Genomic DNA, 25,361 nt, shown 5'->3' with positions numbered 1-25,361 from the left:
TGGGCCGATCATAGCCGCTGGCGCCGTCGCGGCGATCCGATGCGGCGTGATGCAGTGCAGGATTTCTCGGGGCATCTTCCGCGCAGCCGACGTCCCGGCGGATGGCCGGCACGGCTCGGCTCAGGCCAGTCCCGCCTGCAAGGCGCCGCCGATCTCCGCGTCCAGCTTCAGCGACGCCAGTGCATCCGCGCGCGTGCGGCCGCGGTTGACGATGGCGATCGGCAGCCCGGCCTCGTGTGCCATGCGCGCGAAACGGAAGCCCGAATACACCATCAGCGAGGAGCCGGCCACGAGCATGGCATCGGAAGCCTGCAGCGCCGCGCGCGCCCGTTCGTAGCGCGGCCGCGGCACGTTCTCGCCGAAGAACACCACGTCCGGCTTCAACGCGCCGGCGCAGTCCGGGCAGCGCGGCGCCGCGAAGCGCGCGACGGCCGCCTCGTCGATGTCGGCATCGCCGTCCGGCGCCGCCGTCGCGCGCACGGCATCCCAGCCGGGATTGGCGGCGGCGATGGCGTCCTGCACTCGCGCGCGCGCCTCGCGCCGCCCGCAATCCAGGCAGACCACGGCGTCGAGGTTGCCGTGCAGATCGACCACGGCGCGGCTGCCGGCCCGCTGGTGCAGCCCGTCGACGTTCTGGGTGACCAGCAGCGACAGCGCGCCGGTGCCTTCCCAGGCGGCGAGCGCGCGGTGCGCCGGGTTCGGTGCGGCGCGCGAGAAGCGCGGCCAGCCGAGGGCGCTGCGCGCCCAGTAGCGGCGGTAGATCTCGGCGTCGCCGGTGAAGGCCTGGTAGGTGACCGGCGGGGTGCGTTTCCAGGCGCCGTCGGCGTCGCGGTAGTCGGGGATGCCCGAGCCGGTGCTGCAGCCGGCGCCGGTGAGGACGAAGACGCGGCGGAACGGCGCCAGCCAGTCGCGCAGCGGGGCGGCGAGGGCGGGGACGGCGAATGAAGCGTTCATCGATGCATCCTAGCCGCTTCGTGGCGGCGGCAGCGTTTCCGGGCCCGCAATAGGGGTCTCAGCGGTTGAGACGGCCTGCCGCTAGGGTCATGACCGGTACCTGGGGTGCCGGCCTTCCGGCGTTTGAAATAGGCGCTCCCGGGCCCGATCTTCAGTGACGTACCGAGGACGCACCGTTCCGCTCCGCGCGCGGTTCAACGCTTCAGGCGCAACCGACCCAACCAGGCCCAACGCCACGTCCCATTTTCCTCCGATGCCGCTCGACGCCTTCCATCCCGCGGTCGCCAACTGGTTCCGCGCTGCCTTTCCGGCGCCGACCGAAGCGCAGGCGGCGGCGTGGCCGGCGATCCGCAGCGGGCGCAATACGCTGGTGGCTGCGCCCACCGGCTCGGGCAAGACGCTCACCGCCTTCATGACCGCGATCGACGGCCTGGTGCGCCAGGGCCTGGAGCAGGGCAGCCGCGATCTGCTGGGACAGGCGACCTCGGGCCTGCCGGACCAGACGGTGGTGGTCTACGTCTCGCCGCTGAAGGCGCTCTCCAACGACATCCGCATCAACCTCGAGGCGCCGCTGGCCGGCATCCGCGCCGAACTCGAACGCATGGGCCTGCCGGACGTGGACATCCGCACCGCCGTGCGCACCGGCGACACGCCGCAGGCCGAGCGCGCGCTGGCGCGGCGCAAGCCGCCGCACATCCTGGTCACCACGCCCGAATCGCTGTACGTGCTGCTCGGCTCCGAGTCGGGGCGGGCGATGCTGTCGACGGTGCGCACGGTGATCGTCGACGAAATCCATGCCGTGGCCAACAGCAAGCGCGGCAGCCACCTGGCGCTGTCGCTGGAGCGGCTGGAGGCCTTGTGCGGGCCCTCCCGCAACGGCCCGGCCGCCCAGGGCCGCACGGTCCGTTCGGGCGGCGGCCGCCTCACGCGCATCGGCCTGTCGGCCACGCAGAAGCCCATCGACGAGGTGGCGCGCTTCCTGGTCGGCGCCGCGGCCGTTTCCCCGGACGGCGCGCCCGATTGCGAGATCGTCGACATCGGCTACGTGAAGCGGCGCGACCTGGCCCTGGAGCTGCCGCCGACGCCGCTGTCGGCGGTGATGTCCAACGACCAGTGGGAGCAGGTCTACGGGCGCGTCGCGGAGCTGGTGGCGCAGCACCGCACCACGCTGGTGTTCGTCAACACCCGGCGCATGGCCGAGCGCGCGGCGCGGCAGCTGGGCGAGCTGCTCGGCAAGGAGGCGGTGGCCGCGCACCACGGCAGCCTCGCCAAGGAACTGCGCCTGGACGCCGAGCAGCGGCTCAAGCGCGGCGAACTGCGCGTGCTGGTGGCCACCGCCTCGCTCGAGCTCGGCATCGACATCGGCGACGTCGACCTGGTCTGCCAGCTCGGCTCGCCGCGCTCCATCGCCTCCTTCCTGCAGCGCGTCGGCCGCTCCGGCCACCATGTCGGCGGCGTGCCCAAGGGACGGCTGTTCCCGCAGACGCGCGAGGAGCTGATCGAATGCGCGGCGCTGCTCGACGGCGTGCGCCGCGGCGAGCTGGACGCATTGATCATGCCGCAGGCGCCGCTGGACGTGCTGGCGCAGCAGATCGTGGCCGAGGTGGCCTGCCGCGAATGGGACGAGGACGCGCTCTACGACTGGTTCCGTCGCGCCTGGCCCTACGCCTCGCTGGAACGCAAGGACTACGAGGCCATCGTGCGCATGCTCGCCGACGGCTTCACCACGCGACGCGGGCCGCGCGCGGGCTACCTGCACCGCGACGCGGTCAACCGCAAGCTGCGCGGGCGCAAGGGCGGGCGCATGACCGCGCTGATGTCCGGCGGCACCATTCCCGACACCGGCGACTACAGCGTCATCCTCGAGCCGCAGGCGCAGAACATCGGCACGGTGAACGAGGACTTCGCCATCGAGAGCCTCACCGGCGACGTCTTCCAGCTCGGCAACGCCAGCTACCGCATCCTGCGCGTGGAGCCCGGGCGCGTGCGCGTGGAGGACGCCGAGGGCGCGCCGCCCAACATCCCGTTCTGGCTGGGCGAGGCGCCGGGGCGGACCGACGAGCTGTCGTTCGCGGTGTCGCGCCTGCGCGAGACGATCGCGGCACGCATTGCCGAGCGCGGCGCGGACGGGGCGCTGGCGTGGTGCGTCGACGAACTCGGCCTGCCGCTCGCGGCGGCGCAGCAGCTGGTGGATTTCCTCGGCGCCACCTTCGCCGCGCTCGGCGCGGTGCCGAGCCAGAACACCATCGTGCTGGAGCGCTTCTTCGACGAGTCCGGAGGCACCCAGCTGGTGATCCACACGCCCTACGGCAGCAGGCTCAACCGCGCCTGGGGCCTGGCGCTGCGCAAGCGCTTCTGCCGCAAGTTCAACTTCGAGCTGCAGGCGGCGGCCACCGAGGACGCGATCGTGCTCTCGCTCTCGACCAGCCACAGCTTCCCGCTGATCGAGGTGGCGGGCTACCTGCATTCCAACTCGGCGCAGGAGATCCTGGTCCAGGCCCTGCTCGACGCCCCGCTGTTCGGCGTGCGCTGGCGCTGGAACGCGACCACCGCGCTGGCGCTGCCGCGCTTCGTCGGCGGCAAGAAAGTGCCGCCGCAGCTGCAGCGGATGAAGTCGGAGGACCTGCTGGCGACGGTGTTCCCGGACCAGGTGGCCTGCCTGGAGAACATCGTCGGCGAGCGCCAGGTGCCCGACCATCCGCTGGTCGCGCAGACGCTGCACGACTGCCTGCACGAGGCGATGGACGTGGAGGGCTGGCTGCGCCTGCTGCGCGCGATGGAGACCGGCCAGGTGAAGGTGGAGGCGCGCGACCTGACCGCGCCGTCGCCGTTCGCCGCCGAGGCGCTGAACGCGCGGCCCTATGCCTTCCTCGACGACGCGCCGCTGGAGGAGCGCCGCACCCAGGCGGTGCAGACGCGCCGCTACGCCGATCCGCAGGCCGCCGACGACCTGGGCAAGCTCGACCTGGCCGCGATCGAGGCGGTGCGCGAGGAGGCCTGGCCGCAGGTGCGCGATGCCGACGAGATGCACGAGGCCTTGATGGGCCTGGGCTTCGTCACCCAGGCCGAGGCCGCCGGCAACGGCGCCTGGCTGGACTGGCTCACGCGCCTGGCGCGCGACCACCGCGCCACGCGGCTGGCGGTCGGCGAGGGCCTGTGGGTGGCGGCCGAGCGGTTGCCGCAATTGCGCGCGCTGCACCCGGGCGCCGCATCGCAGCCGGCCATCGAGGCGCCGGCCGAGTACGCGGCGCAGCCGTGGACGGCGGAGGACGCGGCGGTGGAACTGCTGCGGCTGCGGCTGTCCGGGCTCGGGCCGGTGCCGGCCTCTGCGCTGGCCGCCGACAGCGGCCTGTCGGCCACCGATGTCGAGATCGCCCTGCTGCGCCTGCAGAACGAAGGCTACGTGATGCAAGGACATTTCACGCCGGGCGCATACGCTCGCACGAGCGGCCCTGCGGAAGGCCCCGCTCTTGCGGGAAGTCCGACCATGGACGGCCGGGCTCCTGCGGAAGGACCCGCTTTTGTGGGAAGTCCGACCATGGACGGCCGGGCTCCTGCGGAGGGACCCGCATACGAATGGTGCGAACGCCATCTGCTCGCCCGCATCCACCGCTACACGCTCAAGCGCCTGCGCCGCGAGATCGAGCCGGTGGAGCCGCGCGACTTCATGCGCTTCCTGTTCGACTGGCAGCGCGTGGCGCCCGGTACGCGCGTGAGCGGACCCGAGGCGCTGGGCGGCGTGCTGGCGCAGCTGGAAGGCTTCGAGGCGCCCGCGGCGGCCTGGGAGGCGGAGCTGCTGCCGGCGCGCGTCAACGACTATTCGATCACCTGGCTCGACGACCTGTGCACCGCCGGCCGCACGCTGTGGACGCGCTTGCGGGCGAGCACGGGCGAAGGCGGCGCGCGCGGCGGCGCGCCGGTGCGCTCGACGCCGATCGTACTGCTGCCGCGCAAGCACGCGGCGGTCTGGACGCGGCTGGCGGACGGCGCGGGCCCGTCGGCGAAGGAGCGCGCGTCTCCGGCCGAGCCGTCGGACAAGCGCGATCAGGCGCTTTCCTCGCGCGCGCAGCGCGTGGCCGACTACCTGGCCGAGCACGGCGCCTCCTTCTTCGACGAGCTCGTCGACGGCGCGCACCTGCTGCGGACCGAACTGGAGGACGCGCTGGCCGAACTGGTGGCGCGCGGGCGCGTGCACTGCGACAGCTACGCCGGGCTGCGCGCGCTGCTGGTCCCCGCGTCCAAGCGCGGCGGCGCCTCGTCGCCGCGCCGCCGCCGCGCCGCGCTGTTCGGCATCGAGGACGCCGGGCGCTGGGCGCTGATCCGGCGCGAGCATCGTGCCCTCGCCGAAAATGCGCAGCAGCAGATGTCCGGGAAGGAATCGGCGCCTGCGAAAGGTCCGCACAAGGATATGCGGGCTCTTGCGGAAGGATCCGCATACGAACACGTGGCCCGCGTGCTGCTGCGCCGCTACGGCGTGGTCTGCTGGCGCCTGCTCGAGCGCGAGGCGGCGTGGCTGCCGCCCTGGCGCGAACTGCTGCGCGTCTACCATCGCCTGGAGGCGCGCGGCGAGATCCGCGGCGGGCGCTTCATCGCCGGCCTGTCGGGCGAGCAGTTCGCCTTGCCCGAGGCGGTCGGACTGATGCGCCAGGTCCGCCAGCGCCCGCGCGACGGTGCCCTGGTCTGCCTGTCCGCGGCCGATCCGCTCAACCTGCTCGGCACGGTGCTGCCCGGCGCCAAGCTGCCGCGCCTGACCGGCTCGCGCCTGCTGTACCGCGACGGCGTGCCGCTGGCGATCTTGAACGCTGGACAGGTCGAATGGCTGGCGACGCTGCCGGCGGAGGAGCAGCGCGCCGCGCAGCGGGTGCTGATGCGGCTGCCGGCGCAGGAACCGCCGGCCCCGGCGTGGCCGGCCGCGTCCGGCGCGCGCGAGCCGGTCCGTCACTGAGACCCAGCCGTCGCGACGGGCACTGGCCGAGGGACCGTCAACTGCCCGCAACCTTGGTCGCCGACCCTGTGCGCGGGCCGGCTGGCAGGGGAGTCGGCGCGCCCCGACTTTCCGACAGAGGTCCGAAGCCATGCGTTTGCGTACTAAGCTAATCTCGATGCTCGGCGCGGCGGCACTGCTCGCCGTCAGCGTCCCCGCCTTTGCACAAGAGGCCTTCGCACAAGAGTCCACCGTGGCCGACACGTCCGCCCGCCATCGCGACAACGATCGTCAGGGCCAGGATCGCCAGGGCCGAGATCATCAGGGCCTGATCGTGATCGGCCACCGCGGCGCCAGCGGCTACCGCCCCGAACACACGCTCGAATCCTATCGTCTGGCGATCCGCCAGGGCGCCGACTTCATCGAGCCCGACCTGGTCTCGACCAAGGACGGCGTGCTGGTCGCCCGCCACGAGAACGAGATCTCCGGCACCACCGACGTCGCCAGCCATCCGGAGTTCGCCGGCCGCCGCACCACCAAGGTGGTCGACGGCGTCAGCCTCACCGGCTGGTTCACGGAAGACTTCACCCTGGCCGAGATCAAGACCCTGCGCGCCAAGGAACGCATCCCGGCGGTGCGTCCGCGCAACACCCGCTACGACGGCCGCTTCCAGATCCCGACCTTCGCCGAAGTGGTGCAGCTGGCCAAGCGCGAAGGCCGCAACGGCCGCCCGGTCGGCATCTATCCCGAGACCAAGCACCCGACCTATTTCGCCAAGGAAGGCCGCCGCATCGACGGCACGCCGATCCACGTCTCGCTGGGCACGAAGCTGGTCGAGACGCTGGTGGCCGAAGGCTTCACCGATCCCAAGCGCGTGTTCATCCAGAGCTTCGACGTGGAGAACCTGCTGGAGTTGAAGAAGCGCATCATGCCGGCGGCCGGCGTCTCCTTCCCGCTGGTGCAGCTCTACGACGACATCGGCCAGGCCAAGCCCTACGACATGGTCTACAACGCCAGCCACGGCGAGGACCTGGCGGCGATCTACGGCGGCCTGAACGAGCGCATCGAGGGCGGCATCGGCGCGGAGACCACCTACGGGGCATTGACCACGCAGCGCGCGCTGAACTGGATGAAGGCGAACTACGCCTCCGGCATCGGCCCGTGGAAGAGCAACCTGCTGCCGCGCACCGCGCTCGATCCCAAGGTCGACGCCAACGGCGACGGCAAGGCGGAGCTGGGCACGCGCAACACCGGCGCGGTGCATCCGATGCTGGCGCGCGCGCTGAAGGCGGGGCTGCTGGTGCATCCGTATACGCTGCGCGCGGAGGAAAGCTTCCTGACGCAGACGCCCAGCGGCATCTCGCAGTCCGCCCTCGGCGAGGCCGTGCAGCTCTACAGCCTGGGCGTGCAGGGCTTCTTCATCGATCAGCCGGATGTCGGCGTGGCCGCGCGCGAGATCTTTCTCGACCTGAGCCGGCCGTAATCGCAAGCCGGGCTTCGCCGCGCATGCGGGACGCGTGCCGTCCCGCGATTCAGTCCCCGCGCAGCGGGTAGGGCGCTTCGAGGACGTCCACCTTCGACGGCGTGGCCGCGGCCGCGTCGTCGAACACCAGCAGGAACGAGCCGCCCCACAGCGTGTCCGGGTGCCGCAGGATCTGCGCGGTCTCGGTGCGCAGCGGCTCGATGCCGATCTTCTTCGCGGCCTCGTCCTCCGCGATCCAGCGGTATTCGCGCCCGTCTTCCTTCGGCTGCGCCAGCGCGCCGCCGGCCACCCGCGCGGTGTAGTGCGCGCGGAAGGACACGGCCGCGTGCGCCGGGTCGGGCGGCGTTTCCTGGAACTTGTAGGTGAACAGCCCCGCCAGCCGCACCGCGTCGATGCGCAGGCCCATCCCGGCGGCCAGCGCGTCCAGGGCCTCGCGCACCGACTGGCGCCGGTTGGCGCGGATCGCCGGGGTCATCCATCCGTTGGCGTTGCGTTCCAGCAGCACCTCGCCGCGCCCGTTGGACACGATCAGGCGCTGCACGGTGTAGTTGTCCAGCGGCCGTGCCGCCGGCTGGGCGGCGGCCGGTGCCGCGGCCTGCGCGAAAGCCGGCGCCGCCGGCGCGGCGAGCAGGCTCAGCGCACAGGCCAGTAACGCGAGGCGGGAGCGGGGCTGGATGCGCATGGCGGGGCCTTCCTGGCGTGGCGGCGGACATGGTCCGGAACGCCTCCAGGGGAGGCGTTCCGGCGATCGGTCACTTGCTGCCGCTGGCTTCCGAGGCCGGCTTGTCGGCCTCGGCCGTCAGCCCGCGCTTGACCAGCAGCGGCTGGATGTCGGGCGCGTGCCCGGTGAAATCCAGGAACAGCTGCGAAGCGTCCTTGCTGCCGCCACGCGAGAGCAGGGTGCGGCGGAAGCGGTCGCCGTTCTCGCGCTTGAGGCCGCCGTTGTGCTTGATCCACTCCACGGTGTTGGCGTCGAGCACTTCCGACCAGATGTAGGCGTAGTAACCGGCCGCGTAGCCGCCCATGATGTGGCTGAAGTAGGCGGTGCGGTAGCGCGGCGGCACCGGCGGGTAGTCCACGCCGTCCTTGCCCAGCGCCGACTTCTCGAACGCGATCACCTCGCCCGCGCCGGGAATGCCGGCCTCGGCCAGCTGGTGGTAGTTCTGGTCGAGCATCGCCGCGCCCAGGTATTCGGTGGTGGCGAAGCCCTGGTTGAACTTCTGGCTGGCCAGGACCTTGTCCAGCAGCGCCTGGGGCATCGCCTCGCCGGTCTGGTAGTGCTTGGCGTAGTGGGACAGGATCGAAGGCCAGTCGGCCCACATCTCGTTGACCTGCGAGGGGAACTCGACGAAGTCGCGCGGCACGCTGGTGCCGCTGAAGTAGGGGTACTTCACGTCCGAGAACATGCCGTGCAGGGCATGGCCGAATTCGTGGAAGGCGGTGGTCACCTCGTCCCAGGTCAGCAGCGTCGGCTTGCCGGCGGTGGGCTTGGGGATGTTGAGGTGATTGGCCACCACCGGCCTGGTGCCGAACAGCTCCGACTGGCTCACGTAGCTGTTCATCCAGGCGCCGCCGCGCTTGGACGGGCGCGCGTAGGGATCGAAGATGAAGATCGCCAACTGCTTGCCGTCGTGGTCGGTCACGTCGTAGGTCCACGTGTCGGCGTGGTACTTGGGCAGGTCGGTGCGTTCCTTGAAGCTGATGCCGTAGAGCTGGTTGGCGGCGTAGAACACGCCGTTCTCCAGCACGTTCTTCAGTTCGAGGTAGGGCTTGAGCTGGGCCTCGTCGAAGTCGTACTGCGCCTGGCGCACCTTCTCGGCGTAGAAGGCCCAGTCCCAGGGCTGCAGCTGGAACGTCGGCTCGCCCTTGGCGGCCTGTTCCTTGTCGATGATCGCCTGCATCGCCGCGGCCTCGCGCTTGGCGTTGGCCACGGCCGGCGGCGCCAGTTGCGACAGCATCCTGTTGACCGCGTCGGGCGTCTTGGCCGTCTCGTCGGCCAGCACGTAGGCGGCGTAGGTCGGGTAGCCGAGCATCTTGGCGCGTTCGGCGCGCAGCTTGAGCACCTCGGCGACGATGGCGGTGTTGTCGAACTTGTTGCCGCGGCTGTTGCGCGCCACCGAAGCCTTGTGCAGGCGCTCGCGCAGGGTGCGGTTGGTGAGCTGCGATTCCGGCGGCTGGCCGGTGGTGTTGAGCAGAGTGAGGACGTACTTGCCCTCGAGCTTGCGCTCCTTGGCGGCCTCGGCGGCGGCGGCGATCTGCTCGTCGGTCAGCCCGTCGAGCTCGGTCTTCGAATCCACCACCAGGGCGGAGTCGTTGACCTCGTTGAGCACGTTCTCGCTGAACTGCGTGCCGAGCTTGGCCAGCTTGCCGTTGATGTCCTTCAGGCGGGTCTTGTCGGCGTCCGACAGCGCGGCGCCGGCGCGCACGAAATCGGTGTGGTAGCGCTCGACCAGGCGTTGGCCCTGGTCGTCCAGGCCGAGCGAGCCGCGCCGCTCGTACAGCGACTTGATGCGCGCGAACAGCTTCGGGTTGAGCTGGATGGCGTCGCCGTGGGCGGCGAACTTCGGCGCGTAGTCGCTGCGCAGCCGGTTGCGTTCGGGGTTGGTGTCGGTGCCGACCAGGTTGAAGAACACCGTGGTGGCGCGGTCCAGCACGCGGCCGGAACGCTCGAGGGCGAGGATGGTGTTGTCGAAGCTGGCCGGCTCGGGGTTGTCGGCGATCGCTTCGACCTCCTTCAGCTGCTCGGCCATGCCGGCGTCGAAGGCCGGGGCGAAGTCGGCGTCCCGGATCTTGTCGAACTGCGGATAGCGCAGCGGCAGCGGGCTGTCGGCGCGGAAGGGGTTGTCCTGGAGCCGGGATGGGGCGGCGGTCATGTCGGCGGAGGTATCCGGCTGGGCTAAGGCGGGGATGCCGGCGGAGAGCGCGATGGCCAACGCCAGGGCGAGCGGGTGCTTCATGAGAGGTTACTCGTCGGAATCCGGACCCGGGAGCCTAGCCCATGCCCGCCCCCCAGACCCATGACGAAAGGCATGGGTGAGGCGGCGCAAGCTTAGCGCGGCATTGCCGCGCTGCGCCGCCGAACGCCCGGCCATGGATGGCCGGGCAGGACGTTCCGAAGGCTGAAATGCTGCGCCACGGATGGCGACGGACAGCACGGCGAAATAGCGCGCGGCATTGCCGCGCTGTGCCGCCGAACGCCCGGCCATGGATTTGGAGCCACGCCGTCAGCATGGCGACAGGCCGGACGTTCCGAAAGCTGAAATGATGCGCCACGGATGGCAACGGACAGCACGGCGAAATAGCGCGCGGCGCTGCCGCGCTGCGCCGCCGAACGCCCGGCCATGGATTTGGAGCCACGCCGTCAGCGTGGCGACAGGCCGGACGTTCCGAAGATTAGAAACGCTGCGCCACGGATGGCGGCGAGTTCCACTGCGAAGCAATCACGGTACTACCGCCGCGCTGCCGGATGCCTCACCGCGCCCTCAGCCCCGCAACCCCCGCACCTTGAACGACAGCAGATACCCCGGAATCAGCGAAGTCCCCGCCGGGCAGGCGCTGTCCAGCGGCACCTGCCGGCGTTCCCCGGTCGCGGTGTTCACGCAGACGTCGAACTGCTCGCCCGCGCCGCTCTGGGTGACGCTGTAGTCGTTGTCGCTGCCCACCAGCACCACCTGGCCGCCGAACAGCAGGCGCGGGCCGATGGCCAGGCCTTCGAGCTTCTCCGGCACGTCGGAGCCGACGCCGCGCAGGGCGGCGAGCAGATCGACCTCCGGCCGCTTGGCCACGGGCCTCACCCCGGCGGGCAGGTCGTTGCGGCCGGCCAGCGAGAGGTGCTGGACGTCGGTGGCGCCGCGCAGGTCGATGCGATAGACGCGCTTGTGCACCGGCGCGGCGGTCTCCTCGACGCCGAGGCCGCGGTTGTCGCGCTCGAGCACCAGGAATTCGTGGTCGGAGATCGCCTCGATGGCGCTCAGGCCGATGCTGCGGCCCTGGTCCTTGCCCTCGAAGTCGTCGCCGGTGGCGGGATCGACGGCATTGAGCGCGTCGACGCTTTCCAGCGGATAGAGGTACTGCGCGGTGCTGGTGCCGCTGGCCGGGTCGAACTCGACCACGCGCACCCAGCGGCTGCGGCGGCCGTCGTTCTTCTCGCCCTCGTTGACCAGCGGATCCTGCAGCACCGCGTACAGGCGGGTGCGCGAGGCGTTGAAGGTCAGGCCCTCGAAACCGCGGTTGTCCTGGCGGCCGGTGGCGATGACGCCGCGGCCGTCGGTGTAGTTGGGCTGGCCGTCGGCCTGAACCGGACGCAGGTTGGCGGGAATCTCGAAGGCGCGCACGAAGCGGCCACGGCGGTCGAACTCGTACAGGCTCGGGCCGTACTCGTCGGACACGTACAGGCGGCCGTTGCGGCCCACGGCGATGCCCTCCGGGTCGAAGCTGTTGCCGAGCGTGGCGGGCGTGCCGTTGAGCAGGGTCGGGTTGAGGCCGTTGAACGGGCGGCCGTTGCGGTCCTGGAACAGGATGGTGCGCAGCACGACCGGCTTGGCGAGCACGGCGCCGGTGACCGGGTGGAGCGGCACGATCATCTGCTGCACGCGCGTGGCATAGCCGATCACGCCGCCGCCGGGGCCGCGGTCGGAGAGCGCGAACCAGGTGCCGGTGGCGGCGTCGTACTTGAGATCGGAGAAGAAGCCCAGGCGGTTGAGGTTGGCGACGTTGCGGCCGGGCGCGACGCGGTCGACGCTGCGCGCGGAAATCGGCATCACGTCGCCGAGCGACCAGTCGGCGGCCTGGGCCTGGGCGGAAAGGACGAAGGTCAGCGCGCAGGCGCAGGCGAGACGACGCAGCATCGGAAGCTCCCGGGGGAAGGAATCGGCCACGTTAGGAAGGCCATGTTGCAGCGGGATGACGCCCCGGCCGCGCCGGGCGCGGGATCGTCTAGAATCCCCGCAACGTCTTCCCGAGGCCGCCGCCATGACCACCGCCTACGATTTCAGCGCCAAGGACATCGACGGCGGCGCGCAGGACCTGTCCGGCTATGCGGGCAAGGTGCTGCTGATCGTCAACGTCGCCTCCAAGTGCGGCTTCACCCCGCAATACACCGGGCTGGAGAAGCTGTGGCAGGCCTATCGCGACCGCGGCCTGGTGGTGATGGGCTTCCCCTGCGACCAGTTCGGCCACCAGGAGCCCGGCGACGAGGCCGAGATCAAGAATTTCTGCTCGCTCACCTACGACGTCGACTTTCCGATGTTCGCCAAGGTCGACGTCAACGGCGACGGCGCGCATCCGCTGTGGAAGTGGCTGAAGGAGGAGAAGGGCGGCTTCCTCGGCATCGACGCGATCAAGTGGAACTTCACCAAGTTCCTGGTCGGCCGCGACGGCCGCGTGATCAAGCGCTATGCGCCGACCGACAAGCCGGAGTCGCTGGCGGCCGATATCGAGAAGGCGCTCGGCTGAGCGATCAGGACCCCGGGGGCCGCGCCAGCACCTCGGGCGGCAGCAGCGCCAGCATTTCCTTGACGAAGCCGTCGAGCATGTCCGGCGAATAGCCGTTGTGGACGTGCGCCACCCTGCCGTCCGGGCCGACGATGAACATGTGCGGGACGGTCTTCACCCCATAGGTATCGCTGATGCGTCCGCGCGTGTCCTGCACGTAGGTCAGCTTGACGGCGGGGTTGGCGCGGATCACCCGGTTGAACGCGTCGCGATCCTCCTTGTAGTTGATCGCGACCACGTCGAGGTGCTCGCGGCCGACCGCCTGCTGCACCTTGCCCAGGATCGGCAGCTCGCGCCGGCAGGGGCCGCACCACGACGCCCAGAAGGTGACGATCAGGACCTTGCCCTTGAACTGGCTGACGGCGAGCTCGTCGCCGTTGCGGTCGCGGCCCAGGGCGTCGGGCGGGATCTCGCCGCGCTTGGGCGGAGGCGGCAGGGCGCCGTCGGCCGCGGCGGCGGGGCCGGCCGCGGGCAGGGACAGGAACAGCGCCAGGGCCACTGGCAGGCAGGCGCGCGGCATGCGCGGCGCGGCGGTCTTTGCGATCGTCATGTCCGTCCCCCGTTGTCGCGTGCAGCATAGCCGCTCAGGCGGGCGGCGCGGCTATTTCTCGACGAACGCGCGCTCGAACACGTACTGCCCCGGCGTGCCGATGCGCGGCGCGGCGGCGAATCCGCGCTCGTCGAGCAGGGCGCGGAAGTCGGCCAGCATCTGCGGGCTGCCGCAGATCATGGCGCGGTCGTGCGCGGCCTCGAGCGGGTCCAGCCCCAGGTCGCGCATCATCTGTCCGCTGTCCATGCGCTCGGTGAGCCGGCCGCGGTGGTCGCGGTCCCGGAAGGCGAAGTCCTCGCGCGACACCGCCGGGTAGTAGAGCAATTTCTGCGCGATCTGCTCGCCGAGCAGCTCGTGGTGCGGCAGCTCGTTGACGATGTAGTCGCGGTAGGCGAGGTCGGCGGCGCTGCGCACGCCGTGGCAGAGCACCACGCGCTCGAAGCGTTCGTAGGTCTCCGGGTCCTTGATCACCGACAGCCACGGCGCCAGCCCGGTGCCGGTGCCCAGCAGGTAGAGATTGCGGCCGGGATGCAGGTCGTGGATGAGCAGGGTGCCGGTCGGCTTGCGTCCGATCAGCACGCTGTCGCCCGGGCGGATCTCGCGCAGGCGCGAGGTGAGCGGACCGTTGGGCACCTTGATGCTGAAGAACTCCAGCTGTTCTTCCCAGTTGGCGCTGGCGATCGAATATGCGCGCAGCAACGGCTTGCGCGCGCCGTCCGGCTGCGGCACGTCCAGGCCGATCATCACGAACTGGCCGTTGTCGAAACGGAAGCCGTTGTCGCGGGTGGTGGTGAAGCTGAAGTAGTCGTCCGTCCAGTGACGGACGTCCAGCACCGTCTCGGTGCCAAACGCTGAGGACATGGGGGCAGGGGATCGAAAAGCCGCGCCCATTGTACCCCATGGATGAGAACCGCTCTCATTCTCCCGGGGCGCCGTTCAGTGCCTGCTGGGCGTGGCCGAGCCGCAGCGCCGTGCCGGCGCGCAGCGTGTGCCAGCGGCAGATGTCGAAGTTGCGCACGACCAGGCGCCAGGCGCCGACGAAGTCGATGCGCAGGTCGCGCCGGCATCCCGAGGTGCCGGGCACGACCAGGACCTCGGCCACGCCGCCGCGCAGCCCGTCCTCCGGCAGCGCGATCAGGCTCCATTCCACGCCGCCCGGCTCGGCGGCATGGATGGAGAGGATGCGGCGCGGCGCGTCGTTGACCACGGTGAGGTAGTGCGCGGTCGCCGGGGAGGCGAGATGGCAGGCGAGCAGCAGGAACATGAGCGGCAGGAACACGATCGCACGCATGACGGACTCCGTTTCGCGCGGCCGAGCGCGGTCGTCGCGGCGGCATCGCCGCGCGGGAGGCATTGCGGGGGGCGCGGCGGGGGCCGCCGCGCGGCGGTTGCCGCGGATGCGGCCTCAGTACAGCGTCAGGCTGGCGTCGCCGGAGAAGGTCTGCAGCTCGACGACGCCGCCGCCACCGCCGTAGCGCTGGTCGAAGTCGGAGCCGGGGCCGTGCCGTGCGCGGTTGACGCGCGCGCCGGGCGCGCTGACGTCGCCGCTGAAGCTCTTGCCGGTGACGCGCGCCGAGAGCGACTTGGGCATCGCGATGTCGATGTCGCCGCTGGTCGACTCGACGTTGATCCTGCCGCTCTCGGCCAGATCGGCGCGGATGCTGATGTCGCCGGAGATGCTGCTCACGCTCAGGTTGCGCAGGCGCTGTCCGCGGCTGTCGACGCTGAGGTCGCCGGAGACGACCTCGCCCTTGACGGTGCCGCCCAGCCGGCCGCGCAGCGCGATGTCGCCGCTGACCGACTGCGCGCTGACGTCCGGGCTGTTGAGCGCGGCGCGCACCGAACCGCTCACGTTCTGGATGTCGGCGCGGCCCGGCGCGCCCGAGACGGTCACCTCGCCGCTGACGTTGTCGATGCTGAGCTTGGCGCCGGCGGTGCCGGAGACGTCCACGCTGGAGGACACGCTCTCCACGGCGAGGCTGGCGAGCCTGGGGACCTGCACCACCAGGGTGGTCGGCTCGGAGCGGTTGTCGCCGTTGCGCGGGTAGCGCACCTTGATGTCGAGCTGGCGGCTGTCGCCCTCGATGGCGAGGCGCTCGACGCCATCGCCCAGCTGGCCGCCGATGTGCACCTGCGGCTTGTCCCAGACGCGGACCTCGATGCGGCCCTTGAGGTTGCCGATGCTGACCGTGCCGCGCGCATCGAGCGGGCGGGTCTCGTCGATCGGGGTGGAGGCGAACGCCGGGCAGGCCAGGCCGGCCAGCAGCAGGGAAGCGATGAGTTGCGGCTTCATGGGAAATCTCCGGAAGGTCGTGGCTCAGCCCAGGGCGAAGCGCTGGGTGAGGGCGAGCCGTTGGGTATAGAGCTTCTGCAGTTGCCTGAGCAGGAAGCGGGCATCGGGGTCGCGCGCCAGCGCCTGGCGCACCTGCGCCGCGCCGGCGTCGAGCTGGTGCAGGGCGTCGGCGTCGGTGGCGGCGAGTTCGGGCAGGTCGATCTGGCGCAGGGCCGTGTGGTATTGCTCGGTCATGCTGGCCGCCTCGCGGGAGATGGTGGCGGCCGCGGGACCGGCGGCCGCCACGGGCGCCGGCGGCGCGTCGGAGGCGGGCCGCAGCTGCCAGGCGAGGGCGAAGGCGAAGCTCACCGACGCCGCCAGCGCCGCCACGCGCATGCGCGGCGCGCGCAGGCTCCAGCGCGAGGGCGGCGCCTGCCGCGCGCCGGCCGGCATCTGCGCGATGCGCGCGCCGATGCCGGTCCACAGGTCGCGTTGCGGGGGCACGTCGCGGCGCAGGCCGCGCAGCTGCAGGCGCAGCGCGTCCGGCATGCCTTCCTGGTCGGGTCCCTGTCCGGGGGCGTTCGTGTTCATGCTTCACCTCCGAGCCGCGCCCGCAGCAGGGTGCGCGCGCGATGCAATTGTGCCTTCGAGCTGCCGACGGCCATGTTCAGTTCGCCGGCGATTTCCTCGTGCTTCCAGCCTTCCACGTCGTGCAGCACCAGCACGGCCCGCGCCCGCGGCGGCAGCGAGGCCACGCCGCGCTCCAGGTCGGTCGACAGCGCGGTGCTGTGGCCGGCCGAATCGATGCCGCCCAGGGCCTCGTAGTCGGCGTCCTCGTCCGCCTGCGGCTGGCTGCGCCGCGCGCGCAGTTCCATCAGCGCGGTGTTCACCGCCAGCCGGTACAGCCAGGTGCCGAAGGCGCTCTCGAAGCGGTAGGCCGGCAGGGCCTGCCAGGCGCGCACGAAGGCTTCCTGGGTGAGGTCCTCGGCGCGCCCGTGCCGCCCGCCGACCAGGCGCAGGATCACGCCGTACACGCGCCCGGCATGGCGCCGGTACAGCTGTTCGAAGGCGCCCGCGTCGCCGTCGCGCGAGGCGCGGGCCAGGGCGGCGTCGGCTTGCGCGCCGGTCGCGTCCTGCGGGGAGTCGGGAATGGCTTCGATGGTCGCGGCCGTCAGCATGATCATTGTGATGCGGCGGAGCGGAGAAGGGTTTAAAGCCCCTCGGGCCGCGCCTGGTCGGTCCGGAACGGCATGGGGGGCCGGCAGAGACCGGCTCCGGCGCCGTTCCGGGCGGACAGGGTACCCTTGCCGCACATGCAATCCCCAGGCTCCGCAGCGGTCCAGGCGCCGGCCACGCTCTGGACCATCGGCCATTCCACCCGGGAATGGCCCGTGTTCGTCGGCATGCTGCGCGATGCCGGGATCGCCACCCTGGCCGACGTGCGCCGTTTCGCGGGCTCGCGCCGCCATCCCCAGTACGTCGCGACGGCCATGCAGCCGGCCCTGTACGAGGCCGGCATCGAATACGTGGCGATGCCGGCGCTGGGCGGTCGCCGCGCGCCCGTGCCCGGTTCGAGCAACGGCGCCTGGCGGGTGGCCGCCTTCCGCGGCTACGCCGACTACATGGCCACCGCGGACTTCGCCCGGGCGCGCGCGCGGCTGGTGCGCCTGGCGGGCGACACGCGCTGCGCGGTGATGTGCGCCGAGGCGCTGTGGTGGCAATGCCACCGGCGGCTGATCGCCGACGACTTCCTGGCGCGCGGCTGGCAGGTCACGCACCTGATGGCGCCGGGGCGCAGCGAGCCGCACGTGCTGCACGAGGCGGCCCGCCTGGTCGACGGCGTGCTGCGCTATCCGGCACCCGGCGACGCGCAGGGTGCGCTGTTCTAGGCGTGCTGTTCTAGGTGCGCTGTTCTAGGGCACTGGCGCCACCCGCGTCCTAGCGGTAGCCGGCCGCCTGCAGTTCGAACAGTTCGGCGTAGCGCCCACCCTGCGCCATCAGCTCGGCATGCGTACCGCTGGCTTCGATCCGCCCCTGCTCCAGCACCAGGATGCGGTCGGCCATGCGCACGCTGGAGAAGCGGTGCGAGATCAGCACGGCGGTGCGGTTGTCCGACAGCTCCTTGAAACGCTGGAAGACCTCGAACTCGCTGCGCGCGTCGAGCGCGGCGGTCGGCTCGTCCAGGATCAGCAGTTGCGCGTCGCGCATGTAGGCGCGGGCGATGGCGATCTTCTGCCATTCGCCGCCCGACAGGTCGACGCCGTCCTTGAACAGCTTGCCGAGCATCTGCCCGTAGCCCTGCGGCAGGCGTCCGATCACCTCGTCGGCGATGGCGCGCCGCGCCGCCTCGCGGATGCGCGCCTCGTCGCCGCGCGCGTCGATGCGGCCGATGGCGATGTTGTCGGAGGCGGAGAGGAAGTAGCGCACGAAGTCCTGGAAGATCACCCCGATGTTGGCGCGCAGCTCGTCCAGGTCGTATTCGTCCAGCGGATGGCCGTCGAGCAGGATGCGGCCCTCGTCCGGGTCGTACAGGCGCGCCAGCAGCTTCACCAGGGTGGTCTTGCCGGCGCCGTTCTCGCCGACCAGGGCCAGCACCTCGCCGGCGTGCAGGGTGAAGTCGAGGTGGCGCACCGCCCAGCGCTGCGCGCCCGGATAGCGGAAGCCGACGTTCTCGAAGACGAAGCCGGCGCGGATCGGGCTCGGAAACGGGCGAGGGCGTTCCGGCGAGAAGATCTCGGGGCGGATGCGGAAGAACGAGAACAGGTCGTCGAGGTACAGCGCCTGCCCGGCGACCTGGGAAAATCCGGCCAGCAGGTTCTCCAGCAGGTTGCGCAGGCGGCGGAACGAGGCCGACAGGAAGGTCAGGTCGCCGATGCTGAATTCCCCGCGCACGGTGCGCCAGGCGATGAAGGCATAGGCGGCGTAGTAGCCGAGCGTGCCGATGGTGGTGAACAGCCCGCCCCAGCCGGCGCGCCGCAGCGCCACGCTGCGGTTGGCGCGGTAGATCGACCAGGACAGGGTGCGGAAGCGCTCGATCAGGAAGCGGTTCAGGCCGAAGCTCTTCACCTCCTTGGCCGAGTTGGCGCTGGCGCCGAGCATGCGCACGTAGTCCAGTTCGCGCCGCTCGGGCGTGGAGTGGAAGTTCACCGCGTAGCTCTGCGCGTTGAAGTGCATCTCGCCGATGAAGGCCGGCACCAGCGCCACCAGCAACAGCAGGATCAGCCACGGCGCGTACACCAGCAGGCCGACGGCGAAGCTGACGATGGTGACGATGTCCTGCGCCTGGCCCAGCAGCTGCGACAGCAGCGGACTGCGCGCGGCGACCTGGCGGCGGGCGCGGTCGAGCTTGTCCTGCAGGTCGGCGTCCTCGAAATCCTCCAGGTCGAGCGAGGCGGCGTGCTCCATCAGCCGCACGCTGGTGCTGTTGGAGTACAGCTCGGCCAGCAGCGAATCGACCAGGCCGACCACGCGGCCGAGCAGGTCCGCGCCGATGGCCAGCGCGAACTCCAGCGCCAGCAGCCCGAGCAGGTGATCGAGCGTGCCGGCGTGCCACAGCGCGGCCAGCGGCTCCCTGGCCGTGCCCAGCGAGACCAGGCGCACGGCCTCGTCGACGATCAGCTTGCCGACGTACAGCGTGGTCACCGGCAGCAGCGCGCGCACCAGGCGCAGGGCGATGCTGGAGAGGGCCAGGGTCGGGCTGGTGTCCCAGATGCTGCGCAGGAACGGCGGCAGGTTGCGCAGGGCGGCGAAGCGCTGCCGGAGATTCAGCTTCGGCGGCTCTTGGCCGCGCATGCGCCAGTAGGAACTCGACATCGAGGTTTCGCGGACCAGGGTGGGGCAAGCATGCCATGCGCCGCCCGGGAGGCGACGTCGCGCGCCGCCGCCGCCGCGGCCCGCGCTAAAATACGCGTCCCCCCGCAAGCCTCGAGCCAGCCTTGACCACGACCCACCCGGCCCGCATCGAGCCGGCCCCCAGCCGGCCGGCGCCGGTCCGCTCGACCCCGATCCGGCAGGAAGACCTGATCCAGAGCGTCGCCGACGCCCTGCAGTACATCAGCTACTACCATCCGGTGGACTACATCCGGAACCTCGCCGCGGCCTACGAGCGCGAACAGTCGCCGGCCGCCAAGGACGCCATGGCGCAGATCCTGATCAACTCGCGCCTATGCGCCGAGGGCCATCGGCCGATCTGCCAGGACACCGGCATCGTCACCGTGTTCCTGAAGATCGGCATGGACGTGCGCTGGGACGACGCCACCATGGGCGTGGAGGAGATGGTCAACGAGGGCGTGCGCCGCGCCTACAGCCATCCGGACAACAAGCTGCGCGCCAGCGTGCTGCGCGATCCGGCCGGCGGGCGCAGGAACACCGGCGACAACACGCCCGCGGTGGTCAACGTCTCGGTGGTGCCGGGCAACACGGTCGACGTGATCGTCGCGGCCAAGGGCGGCGGCTCGGAGGCCAAGTCCAAGTTCGCCATGCTCAACCCCTCCGACTCGATCGTCGACTGGGTGCTCAGGACGGTGCCGACCATGGGCGCCGGCTGGTGCCCGCCGGGCATGCTCGGCATCGGCATCGGCGGCACCGCCGAGAAGGCCATGCTGCTGGCCAAGGAGGCGCTGATGGAGCCGATCGACATCGTCGACCTGCAGGCCCGCGGCCCGGCCAACCGCCTCGAGGAGCTGCGCCTGGAGCTGCACGAGAAGGTCAACGCGCTGGGCATCGGCGCCCAGGGCCTGGGCGGCCTGACCACGGTGCTCGACATCAAGATCAAGGACTACCCGACCCACGCCGCCAACCTGCCGGTGGCGATGATTCCCAACTGCGCCGCCACCCGGCACGCCCACTTCGTGCTCGACGGCAGCGGCCCGGTGATGCTCGATCCGCCCTCGCTGGAGGACTGGCCCAAGCTCACCTACGACGCCTCCAAGGGGCGGCGCGTGGACCTGGACAAGGTGACCCGCGAGGACGTCGCCACCTGGAAGCCGGGCGAGGTGCTGCTGCTCAACGGCAAGCTGCTGACCGGCCGCGACGCCGCGCACAAGCGCATGGTCGACATGCTCGACAAGGGCGAGCCTCTGCCGGTGGATTTCAACGGCCGCTTCATCTACTACGTCGGCCCGGTCGATCCGGTGCGCGACGAGGCGGTCGGCCCCGCCGGCCCGACCACCGCCACGCGCATGGACAAGTTCACCGAACAGGTGCTCAGCCAGACCGGCCTGCTCGGCATGGTCGGCAAGGCCGAGCGCGGACCGGCGGCGATCGAGGCGATCCGGAAGCACAAATCCGTCTACCTCATGGCGGTGGGCGGCGCGGCCTACCTGGTGTCGAAGGCGATCAAGGCCGCGCGCGTGGTCGGCTTCGCCGACCTCGGCATGGAGGCGATCTACGAGTTCACCGTGCAGGACATGCCGGTGACCGTGGCCGTGGACAGCACCGGCGAATCGGTGCACCGCACCGGACCGCGCGAGTGGCAGGCCAGGATCGGCAAGATCCCCGTGGTCGAGGTGGCCTGATGTTCAAGTGCGGCCGGGTGCTGTCCGGGCATCGCGATTTCGACCGCGTCTTCGGCGCGCTGCGCCGCATCGCCGTGCTCGGCATCAAGCCCGAGCATCGCGCCGACCGCCCGGCGCACATCGTGCCCTCGTACCTGCGCCGGGTCGGCTACGAGATCCTGCCGGTGCCGGTGTACTACCCGGAGGTGGAGCGCATCTTCGACCGGCCGGTGTACCGCAGCGTGGCCGAGATCCCCGGCCGCGTCGACCTGGTCGACGTGTTCCGCAAGCCGGAGGACCTGGAGGCGCATCTGCCCGACCTGATCAAGGCGCGGCCGCGCACGGTGTGGATGCAGACCGGCATCCGCAACGAGGTCTTCGTCGAGCGGCTGGTCGCCGCCGGCATCGACGTGGTGCAGGACGAATGCCTGATGGTCGAGGACCGGCGCTGGCGCAGCACGCGCTGAGCGCGCGTCGCCTCAGATTCCCAGGAAGTAGAGGTCGACGTAGTCGGTGGCGGTGTCGCAGGGGTTGTCCATCTCCTGCAGCCGCCAGTAGCGGCGCTTGCCCGTGGCCTTGAAGTGGAAGGTGCCCTCGCGCCGGCATTCGGCGCCCTGGGCCAGATGGTTGACCTTGGTGAGGATCTCGCCGGCGAAGACGAAGCCGTCGCGGTCGGCGGAGACGATCTTGCCGGCGATCTCGAGGTAGTCCCCGGCGTTCTCGCCCGTGCCCTCCTGCCGGCCCGCCACCGCCAGTGCGCCCCCGTCGTCGCGGATCGTGGCCGTGCCGGCCTGCGACAGGTCGCCCCAGCCCAGCCACTGCAGGGTGAGCAGGTGCTCGCCGACCAGGCGCGCGCGGGCCTCGGCATCGAGCCCGGTGGCGGGCGGCGGCAGGTCGTGCGCGCCGGCGCTGACGGCGGCGAGCGCGAACGCGAGCGGCAGCGCGGAGACGATGCCTTTGATGGCGGGCATGACGATTCCTTTCCGGGGCGGCGAAGGCGACAGGGTGCCGCATCCGCCGCCGGCTTGCACGCCGTCCGCGCCGGCGTTCAGTCCAGGTAGGCGGGGAATGCCGGCAGCGCCGCGAAGTCCTCCGGCGCGTGCTGGATGACCAGGCGCGCGTGGCGGTTGGCCAGCAGCGTCTCGATGCGATCGAAGGAGGCCAGCGTCTCGGCGCGGCTGTCGTTCACCGGCGGCACGCGGCGATCGCGGCGGTTCTCGCGCGTGTGGAACAGGTCGCCGGAGAGGATCACCGTGCCGGCGTGCGCCAGTTGCAGCATCAGCACGGCGTGGCCGGCGGTGTGGCCGGGCGCGCGCAGGATGCGCACGCTGCCGTCGCCGAAGACGTCGTGGTCGAGGTCCAGCCACGTCACCCTGGCCTGCCGGTAGCCGGAGAACAGCGCCGGCGCGACGCCGGGCGGGGACGGCTCGGTCGTGGCCCAGGCCAGTTCCCTGCGGCTGAGCAGCCAGATCGCGCGCGTGAACAGGTTGGCGTTGCCGGCGTGGTCGGCATGCAGGTGGGAGAGCGCGAGGTAGTCGATGTCCTGCGGCGCCAGGCCGAGTTCGGCCAGTTGCGCGACCAGCGTGGTCCTGACCGTCGCGGTGATGCCGAGCGGCTTGTAGATGGTGTCGGGCTGGCTGGCCAGGCCATCGCCGAGCCCGGTGTCCCAGATCAGGTCGCCCTTGGGATGCCGGATCAGGAAACAGGGCACCGCCATCTCGCCGGGCTTGCCGTCGTATTCGCCGGTGTCGGAGAACAGGCCCATGTCCTTGAAGGCCAGGTGGCCGCAGTCGATGGCATACAGGCGCAGGGTGGGCGGGGCCTGCGTGGGCGCCGCATGCACGGGCGCCGTCGCGGCCAGGAGCAGCAGGCAGGCGGCGAACAGGCGCAGCGGAAAGGAGGGCGTGTCGGAAAGCATCGGCGGTGCGCGCGAGTGGACGGTGCGCCCATGCTAGAGTCGCCGGCGACCGCCGCAAGTACGCACTTTTTCTGCACGCAGTATCAGAATGGATACTGCCCGGGGTTTCCGCCGATGTCGCGTTCCGCCGAAAACACCAGCCGCTGCGCGGTCGAAACCGCGCTCGATGCCATCAACGGCAAGTGGAAGGGCCTGATCCTGTACCACCTCATGCGCGATGGAATGCAGCGTTTCAACGCGCTGCAGCGGCGCCTGCCCGGCATCACGCAGCGCATGCTCACCAAGCAGCTGCGCGAACTGGAGGCCGAGGAGCTGGTGGTGCGCAAGGTCTACGCCGAGGTCCCGCCGCGCGTGGAGTACCGGCTCAGCGCGCAGGGCGAGGAGCTGCGCCCGGTGATCGAGGCGCTGCGCGCCTGGGGCATGCGCCGCGATGCGGCGCGAGGCAAGGTCGAGGACGGGCGGGACGCCGCGTCGAACTGCTGACGCTCACGCGGCGGCCGGCGCGCCGCCGGACTGCCTGGCCCGCTTGCGTTCCTTCAGCGCGACCACTTCCTGCTCGAACAGCTGCCAGAAATCCAGCGCCACGGGCTCGAGCTCGTTGGTCCCGTGGCGATGCCGCCAGCGTCCCGTCCGGCAGGGCGCAATAGACGTCGGGATCGTTGATCACGGCCAGGATCGGCGCCGCGGCCAGCCCGGTGTCCTGCCGGAACCTGGACGCCGCCGCGTCCAGCCGCATCCATTCCTCGCTCTCCGGCGCGGAGGTGTAGGTGTTCAGCCCGTACAGGAAGGTCCAGAACGGCCCGACGTCGAACACCTTCGGACGCCGCCAGATCGCCTCCTTCACCTCCAGGTGCAGGCCGGGGAATGTGCCGCACACGTGGGCGACGTACTCGGCCGGATAGCGCACGCCGTGGGCCTTGCCGATGGCCTCGAGCTGCGCGGGCGCGGTCGCCGTTTCGGCCAGCGGAAAGACCACGAAGTCGCCGTCCAGGTGTTCGCGCAGGATCGACTCGGTGCGGTCGGCGCCGGGTCCGGGGCCGCCGGCGCGGCCGAACAGCGATTTGAAGAAGGACACGGCGCGTCCCCCGGGCGTGGCGTCAGGCCACGTGGTCCTCGTAGGTCTTGCGTTTGCGGAAGGGCATCAGGTGCTGCTCGACGATGCCGCGCGGCACGGTCTCCAGCTTCATCACGCCGTATTCCTGCGGCCAGGCGCCCTGGTCGCGGGGCAGCTTGAAGGTGCCCATCAGCATGTCCACCAGCGGCAGGTGGATCGCGTAGTTGACGTCGATGTACTCGTACTGGCGGGCGTGGTGCCAGTGGTGGTAGCGCGGCAGCACCAGCAGGTACTCCAGCCAGCCGAACATCCTGCCGAAACGGATGCCGAGGTTGGCGTGCGCGAGCACCGCCTGCAGGCCCACCAGGATCACGTAGGCGTTCACCGCCGAGGTCGAGAAGCCCAGGATCAGCAGCGGCAGCAGTACCGCGCTGCGGGTGAGCACGATCTCCACGAAATGGATGCGCGAGCCGGCCAGCCAGTCCATTTCGCGGCTGGAGTGGTGCACGGCGTGGAAGCGCCAGAGCCAGGGGATGTTGTGGTACGCCCGATGCAGCAGCGCCTGCGCCATGTCGGCGACGAACACCGCGATCAGGAATTGCGCCCAGACCGGCAGCGACTGGATCGCCGCCTTCAGGCCGGGGAAGGCCGCCAGGCCGGCGATGGTCGAGGTGGAGGCGGTGACCAGGATCAGGATGAACTGCACCAGCACGTGGCTCATGAAGAAGTAGGCCACGTCGGTGCGCCAGCCCGGCCGCAGCGGCGAGATCTGCTTCTGGCCGAGATAGCGTTCCAGCGGCACGAACACCAGCGCCGAGAAGAACAGCGAGATCACGAACCAGTCCAGGCCGAGCGAGTAGGGCGTCTGGCCGATGGCGTCGAACTGCACGTTGGTGCCGCCCAGCAGCACCGCCAGCGTGGCGCCGCCGACGCCGATCAGCGCGATGCGCTTGTTGCGGTCGCGCAGGATGGCGAGCGTGCCCAGCACGAACGCCGCCACCAGCCCGACCAGCAGCAGGTGGCGGGCGAAGGTCTCGTTGTAGACGGCGCGGAACTCCTTGCTGGTCAGCAGTTCCGGGAAGTGGAAGCACAGCACCGCCAGCAGGCTGAGCGATCCCAGCATGGCGGAGGCGTAGGCGAAGAAGGAGCGGTGCTGCCGCGGCTGTGCGGAGGGCATGGGTCGATATCCGTTCGATGTTGCCGTTCGGCGACAGCATA

General features: G+C 70.9%; 20 protein-coding genes and 1 pseudogene. 7 read left to right on the top strand and 14 right to left on the bottom strand.

Annotated features, from left to right (window positions below; translation table 11 throughout):
* Positions 1-120: 120 nt before the first annotated feature.
* Positions 121-954, bottom strand: a complete 834-nt coding sequence (locus tag MD221_RS03715; protein ID WP_242107913.1) for an NAD-dependent protein deacetylase — start codon at positions 952-954, stop codon at positions 121-123.
* A gap of 253 nt (positions 955-1,207) precedes the next feature.
* Between MD221_RS03715 and MD221_RS03710 the strand changes: the two are divergent.
* Positions 1,208-5,818, top strand: a pseudogene (locus MD221_RS03710) (DEAD/DEAH box helicase); the annotation flags it as partial.
* 211 nt (positions 5,819-6,029) lie between these two features.
* A complete protein-coding gene (locus MD221_RS03705) occupies positions 6,030-7,361 on the top strand; it encodes a glycerophosphodiester phosphodiesterase family protein (protein ID WP_242107909.1) in 1,332 nt (443 codons plus the stop codon).
* Positions 7,362-7,410: 49 nt separating this feature from the next.
* On the opposite strand, the gene MD221_RS03700 is transcribed toward MD221_RS03705, so the two are convergent.
* The 3 genes from MD221_RS03700 to MD221_RS03690 all read right to left on the bottom strand — a co-directional run bounded on the left by MD221_RS03700 (position 7,411) and on the right by MD221_RS03690 (position 12,208).
* Entirely contained in the window at positions 7,411-8,043 is a 633-nt protein-coding gene (locus tag MD221_RS03700) for an NUDIX hydrolase (protein WP_242107908.1), read from the bottom strand.
* Between the two features lie 70 nt (positions 8,044-8,113).
* Positions 8,114-10,318, bottom strand: coding sequence for a M3 family metallopeptidase (locus MD221_RS03695; protein WP_242107907.1), 2,205 nt, complete (start codon positions 10,316-10,318; stop codon positions 8,114-8,116).
* A 525-nt stretch (positions 10,319-10,843) separates the two neighbouring features.
* Entirely contained in the window at positions 10,844-12,208 is a 1,365-nt protein-coding gene (locus MD221_RS03690) for an esterase-like activity of phytase family protein (RefSeq protein ID WP_242107906.1), read from the bottom strand.
* A gap of 124 nt (positions 12,209-12,332) precedes the next feature.
* Between MD221_RS03690 and MD221_RS03685 the strand changes: the two genes are divergently transcribed.
* Positions 12,333-12,815: a glutathione peroxidase gene (locus MD221_RS03685; protein WP_242107905.1), complete on the top strand. Its 483-nt coding sequence runs from the start codon at positions 12,333-12,335 to the stop codon at positions 12,813-12,815.
* A gap of 4 nt (positions 12,816-12,819) precedes the next feature.
* On the opposite strand, the gene MD221_RS03680 is transcribed toward MD221_RS03685, so the two are convergent.
* From MD221_RS03680 to MD221_RS03655, 6 genes are all read right to left on the bottom strand, one after another.
* The gene (locus MD221_RS03680) at positions 12,820-13,404 is read right to left on the bottom strand and encodes a TlpA family protein disulfide reductase (RefSeq protein ID WP_242107904.1); all 585 of its coding nucleotides are present in this window, start codon (positions 13,402-13,404) and stop codon (positions 12,820-12,822) included.
* Between the two features lie 51 nt (positions 13,405-13,455).
* Entirely contained in the window at positions 13,456-14,265 is an 810-nt protein-coding gene (locus tag MD221_RS03675; protein WP_242107903.1) for a ferredoxin--NADP reductase, read from the bottom strand.
* Between the two features lie 55 nt (positions 14,266-14,320).
* Positions 14,321-14,695 (bottom strand): hypothetical protein, encoded by a 375-nt coding sequence (locus MD221_RS03670; protein ID WP_242107902.1) that lies wholly within the window; start codon positions 14,693-14,695, stop codon positions 14,321-14,323.
* 114 nt (positions 14,696-14,809) lie between these two features.
* Positions 14,810-15,697: a DUF4097 family beta strand repeat-containing protein gene (locus MD221_RS03665; protein ID WP_242107900.1), complete on the bottom strand. Its 888-nt coding sequence runs from the start codon at positions 15,695-15,697 to the stop codon at positions 14,810-14,812.
* 24 nt (positions 15,698-15,721) lie between these two features.
* Positions 15,722-16,267, bottom strand: a complete 546-nt coding sequence (locus MD221_RS03660) for a hypothetical protein (protein WP_242107898.1) — start codon at positions 16,265-16,267, stop codon at positions 15,722-15,724.
* Complete coding sequence (locus tag MD221_RS03655) at positions 16,264-16,854, bottom strand: RNA polymerase sigma factor (RefSeq protein WP_425602214.1); 591 nt, start codon at positions 16,852-16,854, stop codon at positions 16,264-16,266. Before MD221_RS03655 ends, MD221_RS03660 begins: the two co-directional genes overlap by 4 nt.
* 135 nt (positions 16,855-16,989) lie before the next feature.
* On the opposite strand from MD221_RS03655, the gene MD221_RS03650 reads away from it, so the two are divergent.
* Complete coding sequence (locus tag MD221_RS03650) at positions 16,990-17,565, top strand: DUF488 domain-containing protein (protein ID WP_242107894.1); 576 nt, start codon at positions 16,990-16,992, stop codon at positions 17,563-17,565.
* Positions 17,566-17,614: 49 nt separating this feature from the next.
* Here MD221_RS03650 and MD221_RS03645 read toward each other — a convergent pair whose 3' ends face one another.
* The gene (locus MD221_RS03645) at positions 17,615-19,489 is read right to left on the bottom strand and encodes an ABC transporter ATP-binding protein (protein WP_242107892.1); all 1,875 of its coding nucleotides are present in this window, start codon (positions 19,487-19,489) and stop codon (positions 17,615-17,617) included.
* Between the two features lie 146 nt (positions 19,490-19,635).
* On the opposite strand from MD221_RS03645, the gene MD221_RS03640 reads away from it, so the two are divergent.
* Positions 19,636-21,192, top strand: a complete 1,557-nt coding sequence (locus MD221_RS03640; protein ID WP_425602213.1) for a fumarate hydratase — start codon at positions 19,636-19,638, stop codon at positions 21,190-21,192.
* On the top strand, positions 21,192-21,638 hold the full coding sequence (locus tag MD221_RS03635; protein ID WP_242107890.1) for a CoA-binding protein: 447 nt from the start codon (positions 21,192-21,194) through the stop codon (positions 21,636-21,638). Before MD221_RS03640 ends, MD221_RS03635 begins: the two co-directional genes overlap by 1 nt.
* A 12-nt stretch (positions 21,639-21,650) precedes the next feature.
* Here MD221_RS03635 and MD221_RS03630 read toward each other — a convergent pair whose 3' ends face one another.
* Both MD221_RS03630 and MD221_RS03625 read right to left on the bottom strand, forming a co-directional pair.
* Positions 21,651-22,142, bottom strand: coding sequence for a hypothetical protein (locus tag MD221_RS03630; protein ID WP_242107888.1), 492 nt, complete (start codon positions 22,140-22,142; stop codon positions 21,651-21,653).
* Between the two features lie 77 nt (positions 22,143-22,219).
* A complete protein-coding gene (locus MD221_RS03625) occupies positions 22,220-23,089 on the bottom strand; it encodes an N-acyl homoserine lactonase family protein (RefSeq protein WP_242107886.1) in 870 nt (289 codons plus the stop codon).
* Positions 23,090-23,203: 114 nt separating this feature from the next.
* Between MD221_RS03625 and MD221_RS03620 the strand changes: the two genes are divergently transcribed.
* Positions 23,204-23,572 carry a winged helix-turn-helix transcriptional regulator gene (locus tag MD221_RS03620; protein WP_242107883.1) on the top strand — a complete coding sequence of 123 codons (369 nt, stop codon included), beginning with the start codon at positions 23,204-23,206 and terminating at the stop codon, positions 23,570-23,572.
* A gap of 614 nt (positions 23,573-24,186) precedes the next feature.
* On the opposite strand, the gene MD221_RS03615 is transcribed toward MD221_RS03620, so the two are convergent.
* Positions 24,187-25,320: a sterol desaturase family protein gene (locus tag MD221_RS03615; protein WP_242107881.1), complete on the bottom strand. Its 1,134-nt coding sequence runs from the start codon at positions 25,318-25,320 to the stop codon at positions 24,187-24,189.
* Positions 25,321-25,361 lie beyond the last annotated feature (41 nt).

This window comes from Luteimonas aquatica (assembly GCF_022662575.1).
GTDB classification, from domain to species: Bacteria; Pseudomonadota; Gammaproteobacteria; order Xanthomonadales; family Xanthomonadaceae; genus Luteimonas; species Luteimonas aquatica.
This window is presented reverse-complemented; position numbering and strand designations above follow the sequence as displayed.